This window comes from Nostoc sp. ATCC 53789 (genome assembly GCF_009873495.1).
GTDB classification, from domain to species: domain Bacteria; phylum Cyanobacteriota; class Cyanobacteriia; order Cyanobacteriales; family Nostocaceae; genus Nostoc; species Nostoc muscorum_A.
Genome location: NZ_CP046703.1, coordinates 3531423 through 3549922, shown reverse-complemented (window position 1 = coordinate 3549922; position 18500 = coordinate 3531423). Strand labels below are relative to the sequence as shown.

Below are 18500 nucleotides of genomic sequence, written 5' to 3'. Positions count from 1 at the left end.
TGTTGTAAAATAGACATAAGAAGGATTTGGGGGGCCATTTACTGGTCATAAACGCCTATAGAAACTATCTACGGAAATCTCCAAGGTTTAAAGTCCAGCCAGCTGAAGCAACTACAGCGGCTGTATCACCAGCGTATACCAGGCGATCGCATCACCACGCCTGAGTTTTCCCAGCGTCTGGCAGCAATTAGCGCAGAAGTCAATCAGCCTGTGTGCGCCTACATCAACCGTCGCGGACAAGTGATTCGCGTCGGGGTAGGCACACCGCGTCAAACGCAAATACCACCGATGGAATTGCCCCGTTACGGTGCAGAACGACTCAGTGGTATTCGTTGTATTGCCACCCATCTGAAGCCAGAACCGCCAAATGAAGCGGCACTCACGGCTATGGCCCTGCAACGATTAGATGCCCTAGTTGTCCTAAACATTACCGGAACCGGATTTACACGGCGGGGAGGCGGTGCAACTGGGTATGTAAAAGAAGCTTATCTAGCTCATCTAATACCCCAAGAGTCTCGCACCCTGATTACTAGTCCTGCTGCTTTTAAAGTAGAGGATAACCAAATTCAAACCCCAAGTTGGAATATATCGCCACCTATGGGTTTGGATGATTTGGCAGACCAGGATTTAGTAGACTTGGTAGAAAATCTGGAAGCAGAATTCCAGCGAGAATTTATTGCCCAGGAAGTACATGCTGACCACGATCGCGTGCTAATTGTGGGGCTGATGACCAGTGAGACAACTCCCCTACAATTCCAAGATACTCTAGTAGAATTGGCGCGTTTAGTTGATACTGCTGGGGGAGATGTATTACAGACAATACAACAAAAGCGATCGCGCGTTCATCCCCAAACAGTAGTTGGCGAAGGTAAGGTGCAAGAAATTGCCCTAACAGCCCAAACACTAGGAGTTAATCTTGTCGTCTTTGACCGCGACCTCTCCCCCTCCCAAGTCCGCAACTTAGAATTGCAAATTGGTATCCGGGTAGTTGACCGCACCGAAGTAATTTTGGATATCTTTGCTCAACGCGCTCAGTCCCGTGCCGGTAAGTTGCAAGTAGAACTAGCACAGTTAGAATACATGCAACCGCGACTGGCTGGTAGAGGTCGCACCATGTCCAGATTGGGTGGTGGTATTGGGACTCGTGGCCCTGGTGAAACCAAACTGGAAACTGAACGCCGTGCCATTGGGCAGCGCATTTCCCGACTCCAAAAAGAAGTAACTCAGTTGCAAGCCCATCGTTCGCGGTTACGGCAACGAAGGCAGCATCGAGAAATTCCCTCAGTAGCTTTGGTTGGATATACTAACGCTGGTAAGTCTACACTGTTAAACGCTCTCACAAATGCAGAAGTTTATACAGCCGACCAACTATTTGCCACTCTCGATCCTACCACCCGCCGCCTGGTGATTCCTTATGGCGAAACCAATGAACATCAGGAAATTCTAATTACAGATACAGTAGGGTTCATACACGAACTGCCTGCATCATTAATGGATGCCTTCCGCGCCACCTTGGAGGAAGTCACAGAAGCTGATGCACTACTGCACTTGGTGGATTTGTCTCACCCAGCTTGGTTGCGTCATATTCGCTCAGTCAGAGAAATCTTAGCGCAAATGCCCATAACTCCTGGTCCGGCGCTAGTTATTTTTAACAAGATCGATCAAGCAAATAGTGAGACACTAGCTTTAGCTAGAGAAGAATTTCCCCTAGCGGTATTTATTTCAGCGAGTCAGCGCTTGGGATTAGAAACCCTACGTCACCGCCTTGCTCAACTAATTGAATATGCCGTTGACAGTAGGTAAATGTTGAGTAACTAATTCAGTGTTAGCACTTTATATTAGTGTCGTGAATATTTAACTTTGGGGAAGGCGATAAATTGCTTTCCCTTATTTATTGCATTTTGATAAGGAAGAGTAGAAAAGTTGAATTATGCTTTTAAACTTTAATTCTCTACATGTTTTTAAAGCATCATTTTAGCATTGCCACACCAGTACCAATACGGTTCAGTTAGCGCCAAAAAACTTAAACTGCGTAGGTTGGGTGGAGGAACGAAAACCAACATTTCCGGGCATTTGTTGGGTTGCTCTTTGCTTAACGCAAGCGTATTGACACCAGTACAATGGTCTTATGACTCCTGTCTGATTTTCGTTCGTGCAGCGTGGCGTAGCCATACTAACTTGCGTGGTGCGCTTAGCGCAAGCGAGCTAGGCAGGGAGTGAGGAGTAGCAAGTAGGGAAAAAGCCTTTTTGAGTTTTAGTGAGTTTTTTCAAAAATTAAATCTGATTTTGAACAATATTTTCAATAAAACCCTGATAAAGCTGGCTTTTCATCCTCAGTATGTTTTCAAGCATCAAATAGGAGTCCTAGATTTAATTTAGCTCATATACTTAGTGAAAGATTAAAACATCTACTTGTGTAGATTGGCGTGAGATACCTAGTGTAGGCTGGTTTTCTATAGGTCAACGCTGCGCTCTATCCAACATACAAATCTTCCTCATAGAATAATCAATATCTCCTGAAAATCTGTTGATTAAGTAATAACATCGAGAAACCAAATATTGATTATTCAGCGTGAATATAGAAAATTATAATTTAAAAAAATATATCAAGTGTAAATACTGAAAATCTCCATCAATTCATAAAAAATATATTGATAATTCCAAATTTAAATTTTTAGCTAACCTCGACAAATAACGTAGACAGTTGGTATTTGTTTGTGTAAATTTAGACTTTGGTAACTTCCATAAAAGAGTTATTTTGAGAGGTTTTAAATATCCTCAATAAAAAGAAAAGGAGTTTCAATCGAGTGTCTCAACCATATTCCAAGAAAATAGCGGGTTATGCAGTCTGTTGTATATCAGCATTAGCTGTGGTGACAGTGTCACAGATGTCCCAAGCAGATGCAGCCTCTATGACTTTCTCAGTCACAGGAACTAACTCAGCATCAAAGAATGCTCTGGCATCATCAGTTGTCTTTGATGACTTACTCAATCCAGGTAAGTTGACAGTGACTCTGACGAACATGAAAAATGTTTCAGTCCCTTCTGATGTTCTTACATCAGTCTTTTGGGACTATGCTGGATCTCCCTTAAACTTATCGTTAATTTCAGCAACAGCTGCAACGGTCACTCAAAACAACCCCTCTACCACTACAAATAATGTAAATCTTCTCAATACTCCTACTAATGGCAAAGAATGGGCATTTGCATCTACTACCAATTCCGCAGGACTTACTAATGGAGTAACCCAAGACTATGGTTTAGGTACTGCCGGCTTAGGTATTTTTCAAGGTCTTGGTGGACAGCAGCAATTTAATTACGGCATTATTGACGGCTACAATGCTAATGCAAATCCAGCAATCAAAGGGGGAAGTTTTGTTGACAATTCGGCCACGTTCGTTTTGTCAGGACTACCCACTAACTTTGATATAAGCAAAATTGGCAGTGTTCGCTTCCAATATGGCACCGCTTTAAGTGAGCCTAGCATTATAAAAGCACAAGGGAGTTATTATAGTCCTCCGCCTCCTCCACCTAAAAAAGTACCTGAACCTGGGACAACAGCCGCCCTTGGTTTGTTTGCAGTGGGTGCATTGAAAGTGGTGAGGAAAAAATCTTTAGTAGTAGCCTAAGTGACAGTTTTCTAGCTGTCAGCACCGAGAAACACCAGATACTTCCATAAAAGGAAATACTGTTTTTTTAGAAAATCAAGTGTGCATACCCTATATTCTGTAAAAATTGATTAAGTACAACATGGTGTAAATAGGCTAATAATGATAAATCGTTGCAAAGCTTACATTGTTTCTAGGCTTTTCAACGATTTTTCGTTTTGCATAGTTCTGCACAAAACGCTCACTAAATGTAGCAGATATCAAAGGAACTCAGCGAAACCAATAACTGAATTTAGTTAGACACTTCTGAAAGTAAAGTCAAAACGGCATAGAACACCTACAGCCAGTTGCAACGTTCTAAAATTAAAAAGTATTAAATCAAGTTGAGGACATTATGGCTGCAAAAGTAGAAATTTACACTTGGAGGACTTGCCCGTTTTGTATCCGTGCCAAAAGTTTGCTGAAGAGTAAGGGTGTTGAATTTACAGAATACAGCATTGACGGAGATGAGGCAGCCAGAAATAAAATGGCTCAAAGGGCAAATGGAAGGCGCTCTTTACCGCAAATTTTCATCAATGATGACCATATTGGTGGTTGTGATGACATCCACGCTTTAGACAGTCAAGGCAAGCTAGATGAGCTACTAACTTCCGTGTAAGTCTAGAAGATATTGCACTAGCGACAAGCCACTGCAAATTACACGGCAGTCACTACAACTCTGTTTACGAAATTTTTCTCGCAAAAGTATCTGTCCACAAGATTTTACCCTCCAGTTCCTACTCAGCAGTACAGATGTACATCAATTAGTAAGATCATCAAGAGATAATAATTGAACAACCATTTAATTTCTTGGTGATTGAGGTATAAAGGGTGAAACTGGCTTTTATCATTGATCCGATCCATCTGCTTGACCCGTGTCATGATACCAGCATTGCCCTGATCGAAGCAGCGCAAATCCTGGGACACGAAGTTTGGGTAACTCAAGCAAATCTGCTGAGTGTGGTGGAGGGCAAAGCTTGGGCTGTCCTACAGCGAGTTGAACTTGTACCAGTACAGTTGGTGGAGAGACGCTGGATAGCGGCGAATCCTTGGTATAAATTAAGTGATTCCTCCTTAACTTCTTTAGAGACAATGGATGCCGTATTTATGCGGACAGATCCACCTGTCAATGATTCTTACCTCTATGCCACGTACATTCTGGATTATGTTGACCAAAATAAAACTCTGCTGATTAACAGTCCTAGCGGCATTCGAGGGGCAAATGAAAAAATGTATGCCCTCCAGTTTACCAAAGCGATTCCAGAAACGATTGTCAGTGCTGATAAGCAGTTTATTCGGCAATTTGTTGAAGCAAAGGGGGCAACTGTTCTCAAACCACTAGGAAACAAAGCCGGGGAAGGAATTTTATTTTTGCAATCTAGCGATCGCAATTTTAACTCTATTGTCGAACTCAGTACCCTCCAAGGTCGAGTTCCAGTAATGGTACAAACCTATCTACCGGAGGCAAAAGAAGGAGATAAACGCATTATCCTGCTCAATGGCGAACCGATTGGTGCGCTCAATCGCCTCTCTAGCGGAAGTGACTTTCGCAATAATATGGCAACTGGTGGTACAGTCGCTCAAACTGAAATTACCCCAAGAGAACATGAAATTTGTACCCAAGTAGCCGAACGCTTACGCCAAGACGGTTTAATTTTTGTGGGTATAGATATTATTGGTGGCTACTTAACTGAAGTTAACGTCACCAGTCCTACGGGAATTCGTGAAATTGATCGTCTAGATGGTACTCACCTTGGTTATCAGGTTATTCAATGGATTGAACAGTCATTGAATTGAAGGAGGCAGGAAGAGTAAATCAGCAGGGGTCAAATCCCCTGCTGATTTGAAGCCACTGAACTAGAGTTAAGTCAAAGTCTTATCTACTACTAAAAAATAGAATTACTTCGGGTGCTTGCGTGGGCAACTCACCCACGCAGCTTTGTTTATACAGAATAGTAAGTTTAATAAATCACGGTGGTAGGTGTAGCAATGTCTACGCCTGGATTTCTCACAAGTGAGAAATCCAAGGGGTGTGGGAAGTGTGGGAGGATGGGGAAGAAGTCTTACCCCCCACACTCCCCACACTCCTCTTCTCCCTCTGCCTACACTATGCGTGAGAAATCCGGGTACGACGGGCTACATTTAAACATTTCTAGTTGGCCAGGTCTTCTGATTTATTGGTTCCAAAAGCAAAGCTAGACATGGGAGCCAGTAGAACCCTGCCCAAGTTAATCTTATTAAGTAGCTTTAACAAATTTCTTTACCAATTAGCAAAATTAGGGATGGCAACGGATTGCTTATCCCTGCTTTTGGTAAACCCTGAAACTAACAGATTTTATACAGCACTCAGCCTAACCTGAGACTGCTAATTTAATCTAAAATCTCAAATCCAAAATCTTTTAATTCCGTGGTCTTTGTCGGTTTCTCAAGAAGTCAGGTATATCCAATCCAGGTTTTTCTTTTGGTTCTGGAGTTGGAGTTGGAGTTGGAGTTGGAGTTGAACTTGGAGTTGAGGTTGGGGGATTAACTGCGGGTTGTTGTGTTGTTGGTCGCTTGGAGGTATTAGGTGCTACTCGAACGCTAGCTACGCTTTGTTGTACCGCAGCTTGCACTTCACCTGTAAACCCGGTGGCAATTACAGTAATTCTGACCTCACCTTGGAGTCTGTCATCAATTACAGCCCCAAAAATAATATTGGCGTTGGGATCAACTACTTCATAGATTGCTTCTGCGGCTGCATTCACTTCATGTAAAGTAAGATCAGTACCACCTGTAATATTAAAGACAACTCCTCTAGCACCTTCAATAGAACATTCTAGTAATGGTGAAGAAATAGCTGCGATCGCAGCTTCTCTGGCTCTAGATTTTCCAGAACTAACGCCAATACCCATCAATGCCGATCCCGCATCTGCCATCACAGCCCGGACATCAGCAAAGTCAACATTTACCAAACCGGGAATCGTTATGATATCAGAAATACCTTGTACCCCTTGACGCAACACATCATCTGCATAGCGAAAAGCTTCTTGCACAGGTGTTTGTTCGGGGATCACTTCCAGCAATTTGTTGTTGGGAATAATGATCAGTGTATCTACTCTACTTTTTAGTCCTTCAATCCCTTGTTCCGCTTGGCTGGTGCGGCGGCGACCCTCAAAAACGAATGGACGTGTGACTACACCAACAGTGAGAGCGCCCATTTCTTTGGCTACTTCTGCCACGATTGGGGCTGCACCTGTTCCAGTACCACCGCCCATACCAGCGGTGATAAATACTAGGTCTGCACCCTCTAAAGCTGTAGCAATTTCGTCTCGTGATTCCTCAGCTGCCTTTTGACCAATTGCAGGATTACCACCTGCTCCTAAGCCCCGCGTTAGCTTTTGTCCAATTTGCAATCTACTGGGAGCGCCTGCCAGAGTTAAAGCTTGGGCATCAGTATTGATTGACCAAAACTCTACACCAGAGACATCAGATTCGATCATGCGGTTAACGGCATTGCCACCGCCGCCACCGACACCAATCACTTTGATGTTGGCAACCCGACCAGGAACAATTTCCCCAATGCGGCTATTTTCCGTAAAAATTTTCTTATTATCGTGATTTTGTCCGAAGTTCATCCCAGAGTTATTAAAGGGATTGGTCGAGTTAACTGCCAGAGAAAACCCAGGCTGTCCCGGTGATTGGGAATTTTTATAGGTGAGTCCTTGGTTATTATCAAGTGTCATTGGATTTGTGAGAGGGTAGATAAACGACTTTTCCAGGTGCTATTCACTTAAGAGTCAACTATAGTTTGACACTGCCACAATACTATGGCACTGTTCTTTATTGTTTTCACTACTGCCAAGCCTAACAGAATTGGCGGTATGAAAATTTGCTATGAGATCAGCTTTTAATGCAGCCGATCGCACAGCCAATTCTAGAGAAGTATACCTATATTTATCCAAAAGTGACCTGTATAACTTCAACCAGACATTAATCTCTTCATTCTTCTCATCGGAGAACATAACTTCTAAAGACACACTACAGCGCATCTTATCTGCCTCAATAATATTGTTAATAGGTTTCACCATTGGGGATAATTGCAACTTTAGACACAAAATTTACCTGATACTTACTTATTCTTAAGGTTGAAGTAAGCAAGAATTTACTTGTCAGACTATACCTGATTAATTTGTTGTTTGGGGAGTCTTAATGGACACTTTGTTGGAGCAATAGTCTATCTTACGAGAACCCTCACTAGTGTGGTCAACAAATCAAGATTTCCCTGGAGGTTTCGTAACCCAATTAAGAAATATGGTACAGAATAGTCCAAACTGATTGCCCAAAAGTAGCCTTTACGCAACCTTTGGTAGTACTTTAAGTTACAGATGTAAACTTCAGTAAACTGTCTTTGGAAGTATCCTCAACAGACCAAAGTTATATTGTCAGACATCTTGCACCCTAATGTTAGGGTAACAATTTGAGAGTGTTTTACTCACAAGAGAGATTTCATGATTGATCTTCTCATTTTAATTAGAAGTTAATGCCGATTTTCGCGCAGTTGCTGGAAAACTGAAAATAATAAATATATTTATCAGCATAAAGCTTCTTAATTTACTAAGAGCTATCAATACATTAAACACGCTAGATATTTTTAGGGTTTTTGGGAGTTAATTTTTGGTCTTTTTGGTTCATTTGTACTAAGGGAAAATCGGGATTTTTCAGATCAATATACTCTATTTGACCAGAATCGAGTTTCGCTGATAAATGACGCATTTGGGCGAGTACCTTAATTTGTTCAGACAACAGAGTACCTGGAACGCCAAGATGCACATTTCCTAGTTCTGTTTTCAAAATTAAATTCGCTGGATTTTGGCAATCAATTTCCACTACTTTCACAGTACTTTGGCTGATAGCTTGATGAATTTGAGCCCAGTTGAGACAGTATTGTTTGGGCGATCCAATTACTCTGAGATTGGGTAATTTCCTAGTGGGATTCAGTGATGTGTATTTTTCTAAAGGTATCCAGGCACCACTTGCATCTAGTAAGCCGATTGTGACTTTTTTATTGCCAGTACCCTGATTTGCCCCACTTGCTGTTTGAGTCATTGCGACAGGGACTCGTTCTTGGATTTCGATGTTTAATCCGGGAGGAAACAGGCGACGTCTGACGATCGCTTGAGCAATAGTTGGTTGTTTTTTCAAAGAGTTTGCGATCGCTGCTGGTTCAATCCGCCACAAAGATTGGGGGTAAGATAGCACTAATAGGGATTGAGTTGTCTCATCTGACAGTAATTGATTGCCTGATTTCATCACTACTTGTTTGGGAGTTTTTAACACCCATACTGGTTGAACTGCTACCCACAGCAATCCACCCGCCAAACCGGTAATGGCAAAGGTTCGCCAAATAGCTTGAATAATTCTCATCTGCCGTCGCCGACGTAATTTTTTACGACGCTGGGCAAGATCCGTGCGGGAAACTGATATTATGCCAGCCATTCAAACCCCTTTCTGGTTACAATCCAAATTCCTTGACGCGCTTGTATCATTATTAATTTCAGTAAACACTGTCGGCATCTGTTAGCCGCTCTCCTCAAGACTTTTTTTATTTTTAGTAACACTTTACAGTAAGTACACAACGAACGTAGTCTCTAGTCATCTTTCCTATTAAAGTTTCCGGTGTCCATTCTTAACTCACTGTTGTCTTTTTGACAAGGGACATAAAACATTTTTTCTTTAAAGATTACAAAATCTTAATTTAAATATTTCTGATTTTGTTTTATTGACAAATAGAATGTGAAGTGATAAATAAGTCTTCCTTTGTCTCTGTATAGATTGCTATAATTCATACTAGTCATGTCTCATCAACTATACAAACAGGGAATAATATAATCGAGTAGCTTTTTTTACTGATTAACTCCGTCATCAAGGTTTGTGTCAGGTTAAAGAAAAGCTATGAGATTGTCAAAACCTCAATAGTAGGTGTAAAAAGGACAGATATGTTTAAGGTTATTAGGGTCAATTAAATCTCTATCATACTACTGACAGATACTGACAGTGATCCTGTAATAAGTGCTGTCTTTTGCAAGACACTACCAACTTGCGAATTAATTGTGTGCCTACATCAAAGTTAGAGATTGTTTGTATAAAAAATACGAGTTAACTGCATCTACACACGCGTCTACATACACCTATACATACATGAAAACGACATTCAATTTGTCACGTTTTTATAAAGCATGTAATCCAAGCTACACGCTTAATATAAGCAACGTGCTAGATCGCCAGTATTACATAGATTTTGCTGATGTCCGTGGTTGTAAGATTGTCGAAGAATTGCAACGGACTATAGTTCGGATTTCTCCTGATGAGCCAACCTGTCAGTTATTTACGGGTCACATTGGCTGCGGTAAATCAACGGAATTGCAGCGCCTCAAAACAGAACTAGAACTGGCAGGATTTCATGTGGTTTATTTTGAGTCCAGTCAAGACTTAGACATGGCGGATATTGATATCAGCGATATTTTGCTGAGTGTAGCCCGTCAAGTCAGTGCCAGTTTAGAAGGCATTAACATCAAACTCAAAGGTGGTTACTTTACCAATTTGTTTAAAGAAGTAGGCGATTTTCTACAAAGCCCCATAGAGCTTTCTGGACAAGCAGAATTATCCTTGGGTATTGCCAAAATTACCGCCAAAACCAAAGATAGCACTCAGATGCGGAATCAACTGAGGCAATATTTGGAACCACGTACCAATAGTATTTTGCAAGCGATTAACGAAGAAATTTTAGAAAGGGCTATTGAACAGTTAAAGCTGCGGGGTCAAAAAGGACTGGTAGTGATCGTAGATAATTTGGATCGAGTCGATATGCGTCCCTTAGCATCGGGGCGATCGCAACCAGAATATCTCTTTATCGACCGAGGCGAACAGCTACGCCGACTCAAATGCCATCTAGTTTACACAATTCCCCTAACACTAATTTTCTCCAATGAGTATGAAACACTAAAAAATCGCCTGGGGGGAGGTATTGCACCAAAAGTACTGCCGATGGTGTTAGTGCGGCAAAGAGATGGCAGTGATTACGAACCAGGAATGTCACTAGTACGCCAGTTAGTCTTAGCAAGAGCTTTTCCAGAAGTTTCTTTGAATGAAAGGCTTTTATTAATTACAGAATTATTCGATCATTCCCAAACCTTGGATCGGATATGTCGCGTTAGCGGTGGCCACATTCGTAACTTATTGGGTTTACTTTATAGCTGCCTGCAACGACAAGATCCACCTTTTTCTAGAGAATGCTTAGAAGCTGTGATTAAAGACTACCGAGACGATCTGCTATTAGCTATTGATGAATCCCAGTGGGAATTATTGTTTGAAGTAGTGCAACAACAGAGAGTTAAGGGTGAGTCTGACTATCAAAGCTTATTACGAAGTATGTATTTGTTCGAATATCGTGACCCTCTGGGGCGCTGGTTTGGCATCAGTCCAGCCCTAGCAGAAACAGAAAAAGTTTTAGCTTGGCAACAAAACAAGTAATAGTGCTGGGTCAGTTAATAGTCATTAGTCCTTTGTCCTTGGCCATTGGACTAATAACTAATGCCCAATGCCCAATGCCCAATGCCCAATGCCCAATGCCCAATGCCCAATAACAAATGACTACTGACAAGCAGCTACACGTCTCCACAAAAGAAAATCAGCATACATTGCAAAGACTGATTAGAGCGATCGCACTTTCTGAAGGTCAATTTGCCCTAATTTTAGTTCGGTGTAACTATGGGCAATTACGTGAGCAAATGTTAGAAAATATTCGCTCCATCACCAAAGATACTTATATCAGAGAAATCGTCCTCAATTTGTCAACAACTTCCTTACACAACACAATAGTCACAGAGCTATCCTTAGATAATCCTGCTGTCCTCACAGACTCTTTGCCAGCTGCTGTTATGGTTTTTGGTATTGAGTCAGCAATCGACCTAGAAAACTTACTTACAGGCATTAACCAAGCGCGAGATATATATGCCGCAACTTTTCCGTTTCCAGTAGTGTTGTGGCTACAAGATGAAGTTGCATCATTGTTGTCCAGATTAGCACCTGATTTTAAAAGTTGGGCTGCAACTACGATTAAATTTGAAATGGCAAAAGCAGATTTAATTGCTTTGATTCATCAAGAAGCAGAATCTCTATTTGCCAAAGTTTTAGAAGCAGGTGCTGAAACATTTTTATCTAATGCCTCCCTAGATTTAGATCCTAAGTCTCAACACCGCCACGAAATAGAATCAGCCCGTAATGATTTGCTGCGTCTATATGGTGTTCAATTAACACCAGGATTAGAAGCTAGTTTAGAATTTGTGTTAGGACGAGATAAATATGCCAACGATCAAATTAATGGTGCTTTAGGCAATTATCAAAGAAGTCTAGCATTATGGCAGCAGGAAACGAAGAGAGTAGCTGAGTTGGAGAGTAATTCTTCTTTACCTCTCTCATGTCCTCACCCTACTCCTTCGTCTTTACTCAAGCAAGCAATAGTACTATTCCACTTAGGGCTGTGTTATCACCGCATGGCAGACCTACACAATAATAGTAATAGTAGGTATTGTGAACATGCTCTCTTGTGGTTTAAACAATGCCTGGACGTATTGGAGGAGGTACAAAGAGAAGACTTAGTTGCTAAATTTATTTTGCCTGCTTGTGAAATGCTGCAACGTTTACAAGCTTGGGACGACTTAAAAAAATTAGCTCAAAAGTCATTACTTCTAAATAAAACCTATGGAACTCCTGCACAAATTGCTCAAAATTATGGTTTTTTGGCAAATGTAGCAATTTCAGAGTCGAATTGGGTACTAGCTCATGAATTTGCGAATGCAGCACTTTCTATTTCCGAAGAAGCAACAGAAGTTTCTCTGCGAGATGCTTTGCGAACACGACGACAAGAAAGTTGGTATCTTCTGTTGCTTGCACGTACACAGCGACATCTAGGTGAATCAGAAGAAGCGATAAATAACCTGGAATGGGCGAGGGTAGTTTGTGAGCTACAACATCAGCCATCACTATATTTAGAGATTTTAGAGGAACTGCGATCGCTTTACTTTTTTGAGCGTCATAACTATACAGAAGCCTTTAAACTCAAGCAAGAAAAAATTCAGATAGAACATCAGTATGGGTTTCGCGCCTTCATTGGCGCAAGTCAGTTACAGCCGCAACGATCTAGAATTAACCCAGCATTGGAACCTCAAAAAATACCGTTTATTCCTGAAGGAGTTGCCCAAGAAATATCAGCTTCAGGACGACAGCAAGATGTCAATCGTTTGATTGAAAGAATTAGTCGTGCTGACTATAAACTTACAGTAATTTATGGGCCATCAGGCGTAGGTAAAAGTTCAATTCTTAAAGCTGGTTTAGTCCCAGCTCTGACAGGAAAAGTTATCGGAGAGCGCATTCCTATACCTATTGTTTTGTCTGTTTATACTGATTGGCTCACAGTCTTAATAAGCAGTCTCAACCAAGCACTGGCATACACAGGAATATCAGTTAATCCTAACTCTACATTCAATATACTGTTAGAAAAAATTCGTTTAGCAACCGAGCGCAACTATACAATAATTATCATATTAGACCAGTTTGAAGAATTGTTTTTTATTAGTAATCCTCCTACGCAAAGAATAGAATTTTATCAATTCTTTAGCGAGTGTTTAAATATTTCATTTGTAAAAATTATTCTTTCGTTAAGAGAAGATTACTTGCATCATTTATTAGAATTTGAACGCTTGAGCCAAAAAAATAGTATTGGACTATATGATTTAGGTGTAATTAATAAAAATATTCTTGATAAGGACATTCGCTACTATCTAGGAAAATTCTCTAGTCAGGATGCTAACGCTATAATTCACAGTCTGACTCAACGTTCTCATTATGAACTGAGTGATGAATTAATTAACCGATTAGTTCAGGATTTGACAGGAGAACTAGATGAAGTACATCCAATTGAATTACAAATAGTTGGCGCTCAACTACAAATAGAAAATATTACTACCCTTGGACAATACAAGCTTTGCGGCGGCTCGGCAAAATTGGTTGAACGCTGGCTAGGGGAAGTGATCAAAGACTGCGGCCCAGAGAATGAAGAGTTAAGTTGGAAATTATTATTCGAGTTTACTGATGAAAAAGGGACGCGACCTTTAAAAACTAAAGCTGATTTAGCGGCTGCATTAATTAATAACCATGATATAGAAACAATATCAAGCTTTAACACAATTGGGGAACTGATTTTAGAAATATTGGTGGGTTCAGGTTTGGTGTTGCGAGTCAGAGAAGAATTAGGCGATCGCTACCAGCTAGTTCATGATTATTTAGTTGAACCAATTCGCCAAAAAAACAACTATGGTATGCTCGCCGAGTTTGAAAAAATCAAACTCGAAAAAATTAGAGCAGAAGTAGCCCAACAACTGAGTCAAAAGCAACTCAATTTGGTGTTGCAACAGCGACTGCGAGAAGCACGGTTTGTAGGTGTAGTGCTGGCAATCATGGGGGGAACAATAGCAACATTATGGTGGCAAGCCAACTTGCAAAAAACAGCAGCAATTCACCAGACTCTACGAGCTGAACGCAGTGAAACCAACTTGAGGATTAGTGGAATCACAGCTGCTAGCGAAGCTCTATTTGCGTCTAATAAAGAGTTTGATGCTTTATTAGAAAGTTTGCGGGCTTGGAGAGAACTGAAACAGGCAGATGGAGTGCAACCAGATACCCGAATGCGGGTGGTAACAGCCCTGCAACAGGCGGTTTATGGGGTGACAGAAGTCAACCGCTTAGAAGGGCACACTGATATTGTCTGGGGAGTAACTTTCAGCCCAGATGGTCAAACTTTAGCATCAGGTAGCCGAGATCAGACTGTGAAAATTTGGCATCCTGATGGTAGTTTACTCCAAACCCTCAAAGGTCACACTGATGCTGTTACCTGTGTAAGCTTCAGCCCAGATGGTCAAACTCTAGCGTCCGCCAGCCTCGACAAAACAGTACAAATCTGGAGTAAAAACCCGGTTACAGGTGAATTTGATCCCAAGCCATATAAAACCCTGAAAGGACATAAAGATTGGGTTTATAGCGTTAATTTCAGTCCTGATGGCGAGTTGTTAGCTACTGCCAGTAAGGATACAACCATAAAACTCTGGCGCAAAGACGGTACATTAGTAAAAACCCTGAGAGGACATCGAGGGTGGGTTAACTGGGTAAACTTTAGTCCCGATGGTCAATTAATCGCTTCGTCCAGCGATGACAAGACAGTGAAAATCTGGCGACGGGATGGTAGCCTGGTTACAACTTTGCAGGGACATCAGCAGGGTGTGACTGTAGCTGTTTTCAGCCCCGACGGTAAATTTTTAGCTTCAGCAGGTCGAGACAAGACAGTAAAACTTTGGCGGCGCGAAAATAACGACACTAAAAACAGTTTTGACTTTCGTCTTTACAAAAATTTACGGCAGCATAGCAGTACAGTATGGAGTTTGAGCTTTAGTTCCGATAGTAAAAAGTTAGCTTCCGCAGGTGAAGACAATACCATAAACCTCTGGAGTATAACTGGTACTTTACTCAAAACCTTCAAAGGACACAGTGATGCTGTTGTTACTATCGCTTTCAGTCCGAATAACAAATTGCTGGCTTCAGGAAGTTTCGACAAAAGCGTGAAACTATGGAGTTTAAATGCCCCAACACCGTCTACTCTTCAAGGGCATCAAGATCGAGTTTTGAGCGTTACTTGGAGTCCCAACGGTCAGATGCTGGCTTCTGGTAGCAGCGATCGCACTGTAAAACTCTGGAAGAAATACACTAGTAATGGCGAGTTCAAAACTCGACTTTACAAAACTTTAATGGGGCACACAAGTAAAGTTCCTAGTGTCAGTTTTGACCCCAAGGGTAAAATGCTGGCTTCAGGAAGTTATGACAAAACCGTAAAACTTTGGCGGCTTGACGGTACTTTAATCATGACTCTTCACGGACATAGCGATAGTGTGATGAGCGTGAATTTCAGCCCCGATGGTCAGTTTTTGGCATCAGCTAGCAAAGATAAAACCGTGAAGCTTTGGAACCGTCAAGGTAAGTTACTCAAAACCTTAATGGGGCATCAGGGTTGGGTAAATAGCGTAAATTTCAGCCCTGATAGTCAGATTTTAGCCTCTGCCAGTGATGACCAAACTGTAAAACTGTGGAACCGTGAAGGCAAATTGCTCAAAACTTTTTCGCCCCATGACAGTTGGGTGTTAGGTGTCAGCTTTAGTCCCACTGATGAGTTGCTGGCTTCTGCCAGTTGGGATAACACAGTAAAACTTTGGCGACGGGATGGTACGTTGTTAAAAACCTTATTAAAGGGGTATAGCGATAGCGTCAACGCTGTAACTTTCAGTCCCAATGGTGAATTGCTTGCCGCCGCCAGTTGGGATAGTACAGTAAAACTTTGGAGTCATGAAGGCAAATTAATTAAAAGTTTGAATGGGCATCGTGCCCCAGTGTTAAGTGTCAGTTTTAGCCCAGATGGTCAAACACTAGCATCAGCTAGTGATGACAACACGATAATTCTGTGGAATTTAAACCTCGACGATCTGCTTGTTCGTGGTTGCGACTGGGTGGGTGATTACCTCAAGCACAACCGTAATCTTGAGGAGCGCGATCGCTTTCTTTGTAATGGCATACCCACTAAAAACTCTTTTTAATTATGAATTAAGTTGAAGCCTCAATGAGCAACCGCTCTTGGTTTAGCGGTTGATGAGGCGATCGGGGTTGTTAATTCAGACGTAGAAAATAATTTTCGAGTTAATCAGCAAAGGAGCGATCGCTCTCTAAAACTTCACGACTATTTTCTGGGGAAGCCTCTTGTGGCAAATTCGCTAGAAAAGCTTGTAGTCTCATGCGCTCGATATAAGGCCAGCCTCCCTCAGACTCAATATCTTTCAGGAGTGAGTAAAGTTGCCGACGGTTAACAGGCAAACTCTCTTGAAAAACCCCATCTCGGATCTCTCTGTGTAACTGTTCCAATTGCCTAAGCAAAGCCAAAAGAGCTACAGTCTCACCTTCACAACCCTGCACGGCATCATACACCACAGTTGCGATCGCTTGCAGTTTACAGGATAACTCCCCTGATTCCAGATTTTTGTTATGGTTCATGCCAACTTTTCCGTATAAATGAGGCCAACTCAAATTTACCGGAGATTTTTAATTTTCCCTAGTTTGCCAGTAGTTACTCTAGAGATTGAGCCCAGAAAATAAAGCTACTGTAGGCTTTTAGATGGTTTTTTGCTAGACTCACCGCCTTTGCTCTTCCCTGCACTTACCTAAGTAAGAGTTGAATATAACTAGATTTGTATCTTTATTAAAAGCAATTGCGATCGCTCCTAAAAGAGCGTAGTAACCTTTAGCATAGCCTCCACATCAGCTAGATGCGATCGGAACGAGACTTTGTTAATTAAGAGTACTTTGATTTTGAGTTAAAAAAAATCGTATGATCTGGCTAATTTACCCATCAAACAATGGGCTGTATGTAGTAGCGTCACATACATGATACAAAAAGACTTGGGCGACGCTGCTTTTGCAATTGGCAAAAGCAAAGTGCAAAGCAGACAACTCTCTTCGCACTCTTTGAGGCAAGCACTTATGCTGCTCTGTGTAGCGCTTACTCATCCCCCCGCCCAACTCTAACAAATGCCACCAACAGTAAAACTGCTGGTTTTTTGCCCCCTAGTTACACACATCCAAATAAGGATACAGTGTGCTACTTATTCTGGGGTTTACTCCCCAAGCTCAAGAGAACGACACGTTTAACTACGTTTAGCAGAGAAAAGTTTGACTGGCGACTTCCAGCCTATACGCCCTGACATTTGTTTCAATTCTGGTAATCAGAGCAACCCAGTGTCAGTTCGAAGATGGCTTTTCGTCAGAAATCAAAGCTTCGATGCAGTTTTACAACTTAGATATTAATTTTTGAGATTGAGGTTGACCATGAGGTATCGCGCTTTAATTGTTGCATTTTTGGCTTTGTGCCTGGGACTAATAACTGCTTGTAGTGATGCTCCTGCTACTAGTAGTAGAGATGTACTTACTTACGACCAAATTCGTGGCACTGGCTTGGCGAACAAATGCCCCCAACTAGCAGAAACAAGCCGTGGCTCCATTCCCATTGATTCTAGCCAGTCTTATGCCATCAAAGAACTTTGCTTAGAACCAACTAGCTTTTTCATCAAAGAAGAACCTGCTAATAAACGCCAAGAAGCAGAATTTGTTGCTGGCAAATTGTTGACTAGATACACTTCCACTATTGACCAGGTGCAAGGCAACCTAAAAATCAACTCAGATAATAGCTTGACCTTTGAGGAAACTGATGGTCTTGACTTCCAAGCCATCACCGTACAACTTCCTGGCGGTGAGCGAGTACCTTTCCTCTTCACCATCAAAAACTTGGTTGCTCAAACCCAACCCAGTTTGAGCAGTATTAACACCTCTACGGACTTTGAAGGCACTTTCAAAGTTCCTTCCTATCGTGGTGCTGCCTTCCTAGATCCCAAAGGTCGTGGTGTCGTCAGTGGCTACGATAATGCCGTAGCTCTCCCCGCTCAAGCGGATGATGAAGAACTTACCCGCACTAACGTCAAGCGTGCTGAAAATCTTAACGGAAAGATTTCTCTGCAAATCGCTAAAGTTGATAGTTCTAGTGGTGAAATTGCTGGTACTTTCGAGAGCGAACAGCCATCTGATACAGACTTAGGTGCTGGCGAACCGAAAGAAGTCAAGATTCGCGGTCTATTTTTTGCACGGGTTGAATCGACTCGTAGCTAAATTCTCTAGAGTTTAGATAACTGACCTGGCATTCAGAACTACAATTCTGTAAACATCAGGTTT

The 18500-nt window shown here is 41.7% G+C and carries 11 protein-coding genes; 7 read left to right on the top strand and 4 right to left on the bottom strand.

Annotated elements, in window-relative coordinates; all coding sequences use genetic code 11:
- The first annotated feature begins 57 nt into the window (after positions 1–57).
- From hflX to gshB, 4 genes are all read left to right on the top strand, one after another.
- Positions 58–1803: a GTPase HflX gene (hflX, locus tag GJB62_RS14530; RefSeq protein WP_114086108.1), complete on the top strand. Its 1746-nt coding sequence runs from the start codon at positions 58–60 to the stop codon at positions 1801–1803.
- A 1004-nt stretch (positions 1804–2807) separates the two neighbouring features.
- On the top strand, positions 2808–3629 hold the full coding sequence (locus GJB62_RS14525) for an XDD4 family exosortase-dependent surface protein (protein WP_245246170.1): 822 nt from the start codon (positions 2808–2810) through the stop codon (positions 3627–3629).
- Between the two features lie 373 nt (positions 3630–4002).
- Positions 4003–4266, top strand: coding sequence for a glutaredoxin 3 (gene grxC, locus GJB62_RS14520; RefSeq protein ID WP_114086110.1), 264 nt, complete (start codon positions 4003–4005; stop codon positions 4264–4266).
- Positions 4267–4478: 212 nt separating this feature from the next.
- The gene (gshB, locus tag GJB62_RS14515; RefSeq protein ID WP_114086111.1) at positions 4479–5444 is read left to right on the top strand and encodes a glutathione synthase; all 966 of its coding nucleotides are present in this window, start codon (positions 4479–4481) and stop codon (positions 5442–5444) included.
- A 602-nt stretch (positions 5445–6046) separates the two neighbouring features.
- On the opposite strand, the gene ftsZ is transcribed toward gshB, so the two are convergent.
- The 3 genes from ftsZ to GJB62_RS14500 all read right to left on the bottom strand — a co-directional run bounded on the left by ftsZ (position 6047) and on the right by GJB62_RS14500 (position 9122).
- Positions 6047–7369, bottom strand: a complete 1323-nt coding sequence (gene ftsZ / locus GJB62_RS14510; protein ID WP_114086112.1) for a cell division protein FtsZ — start codon at positions 7367–7369, stop codon at positions 6047–6049.
- A 54-nt stretch (positions 7370–7423) separates the two neighbouring features.
- Positions 7424–7714 (bottom strand): hypothetical protein, encoded by a 291-nt coding sequence (locus tag GJB62_RS14505; protein WP_242060700.1) that lies wholly within the window; start codon positions 7712–7714, stop codon positions 7424–7426.
- Positions 7715–8267: 553 nt separating this feature from the next.
- Positions 8268–9122, bottom strand: coding sequence for an FtsQ-type POTRA domain-containing protein (locus GJB62_RS14500; RefSeq protein ID WP_114086113.1), 855 nt, complete (start codon positions 9120–9122; stop codon positions 8268–8270).
- A gap of 702 nt (positions 9123–9824) precedes the next feature.
- On the opposite strand from GJB62_RS14500, the gene GJB62_RS14495 reads away from it, so the two are divergent.
- Together GJB62_RS14495 and GJB62_RS14490 are read left to right on the top strand one after the other, a co-directional pair.
- Positions 9825–11156, top strand: coding sequence for a P-loop NTPase fold protein (locus GJB62_RS14495; protein ID WP_114086114.1), 1332 nt, complete (start codon positions 9825–9827; stop codon positions 11154–11156).
- Between the two features lie 116 nt (positions 11157–11272).
- On the top strand, positions 11273–16321 hold the full coding sequence (locus GJB62_RS14490; RefSeq protein WP_114086115.1) for a hypothetical protein: 5049 nt from the start codon (positions 11273–11275) through the stop codon (positions 16319–16321).
- A 100-nt stretch (positions 16322–16421) separates the two neighbouring features.
- Here the strand turns inward: GJB62_RS14490 and GJB62_RS14485 are convergent, their stop codons facing one another.
- A complete protein-coding gene (locus tag GJB62_RS14485) occupies positions 16422–16772 on the bottom strand; it encodes a hypothetical protein (protein WP_114086116.1) in 351 nt (116 codons plus the stop codon).
- Between the two features lie 831 nt (positions 16773–17603).
- On the opposite strand from GJB62_RS14485, the gene GJB62_RS14480 reads away from it, so the two are divergent.
- Positions 17604–18437, top strand: coding sequence for a photosystem II manganese-stabilizing polypeptide (locus GJB62_RS14480; RefSeq protein WP_012411115.1), 834 nt, complete (start codon positions 17604–17606; stop codon positions 18435–18437).
- The last annotated feature ends 63 nt before the right edge of the window (positions 18438–18500 follow it).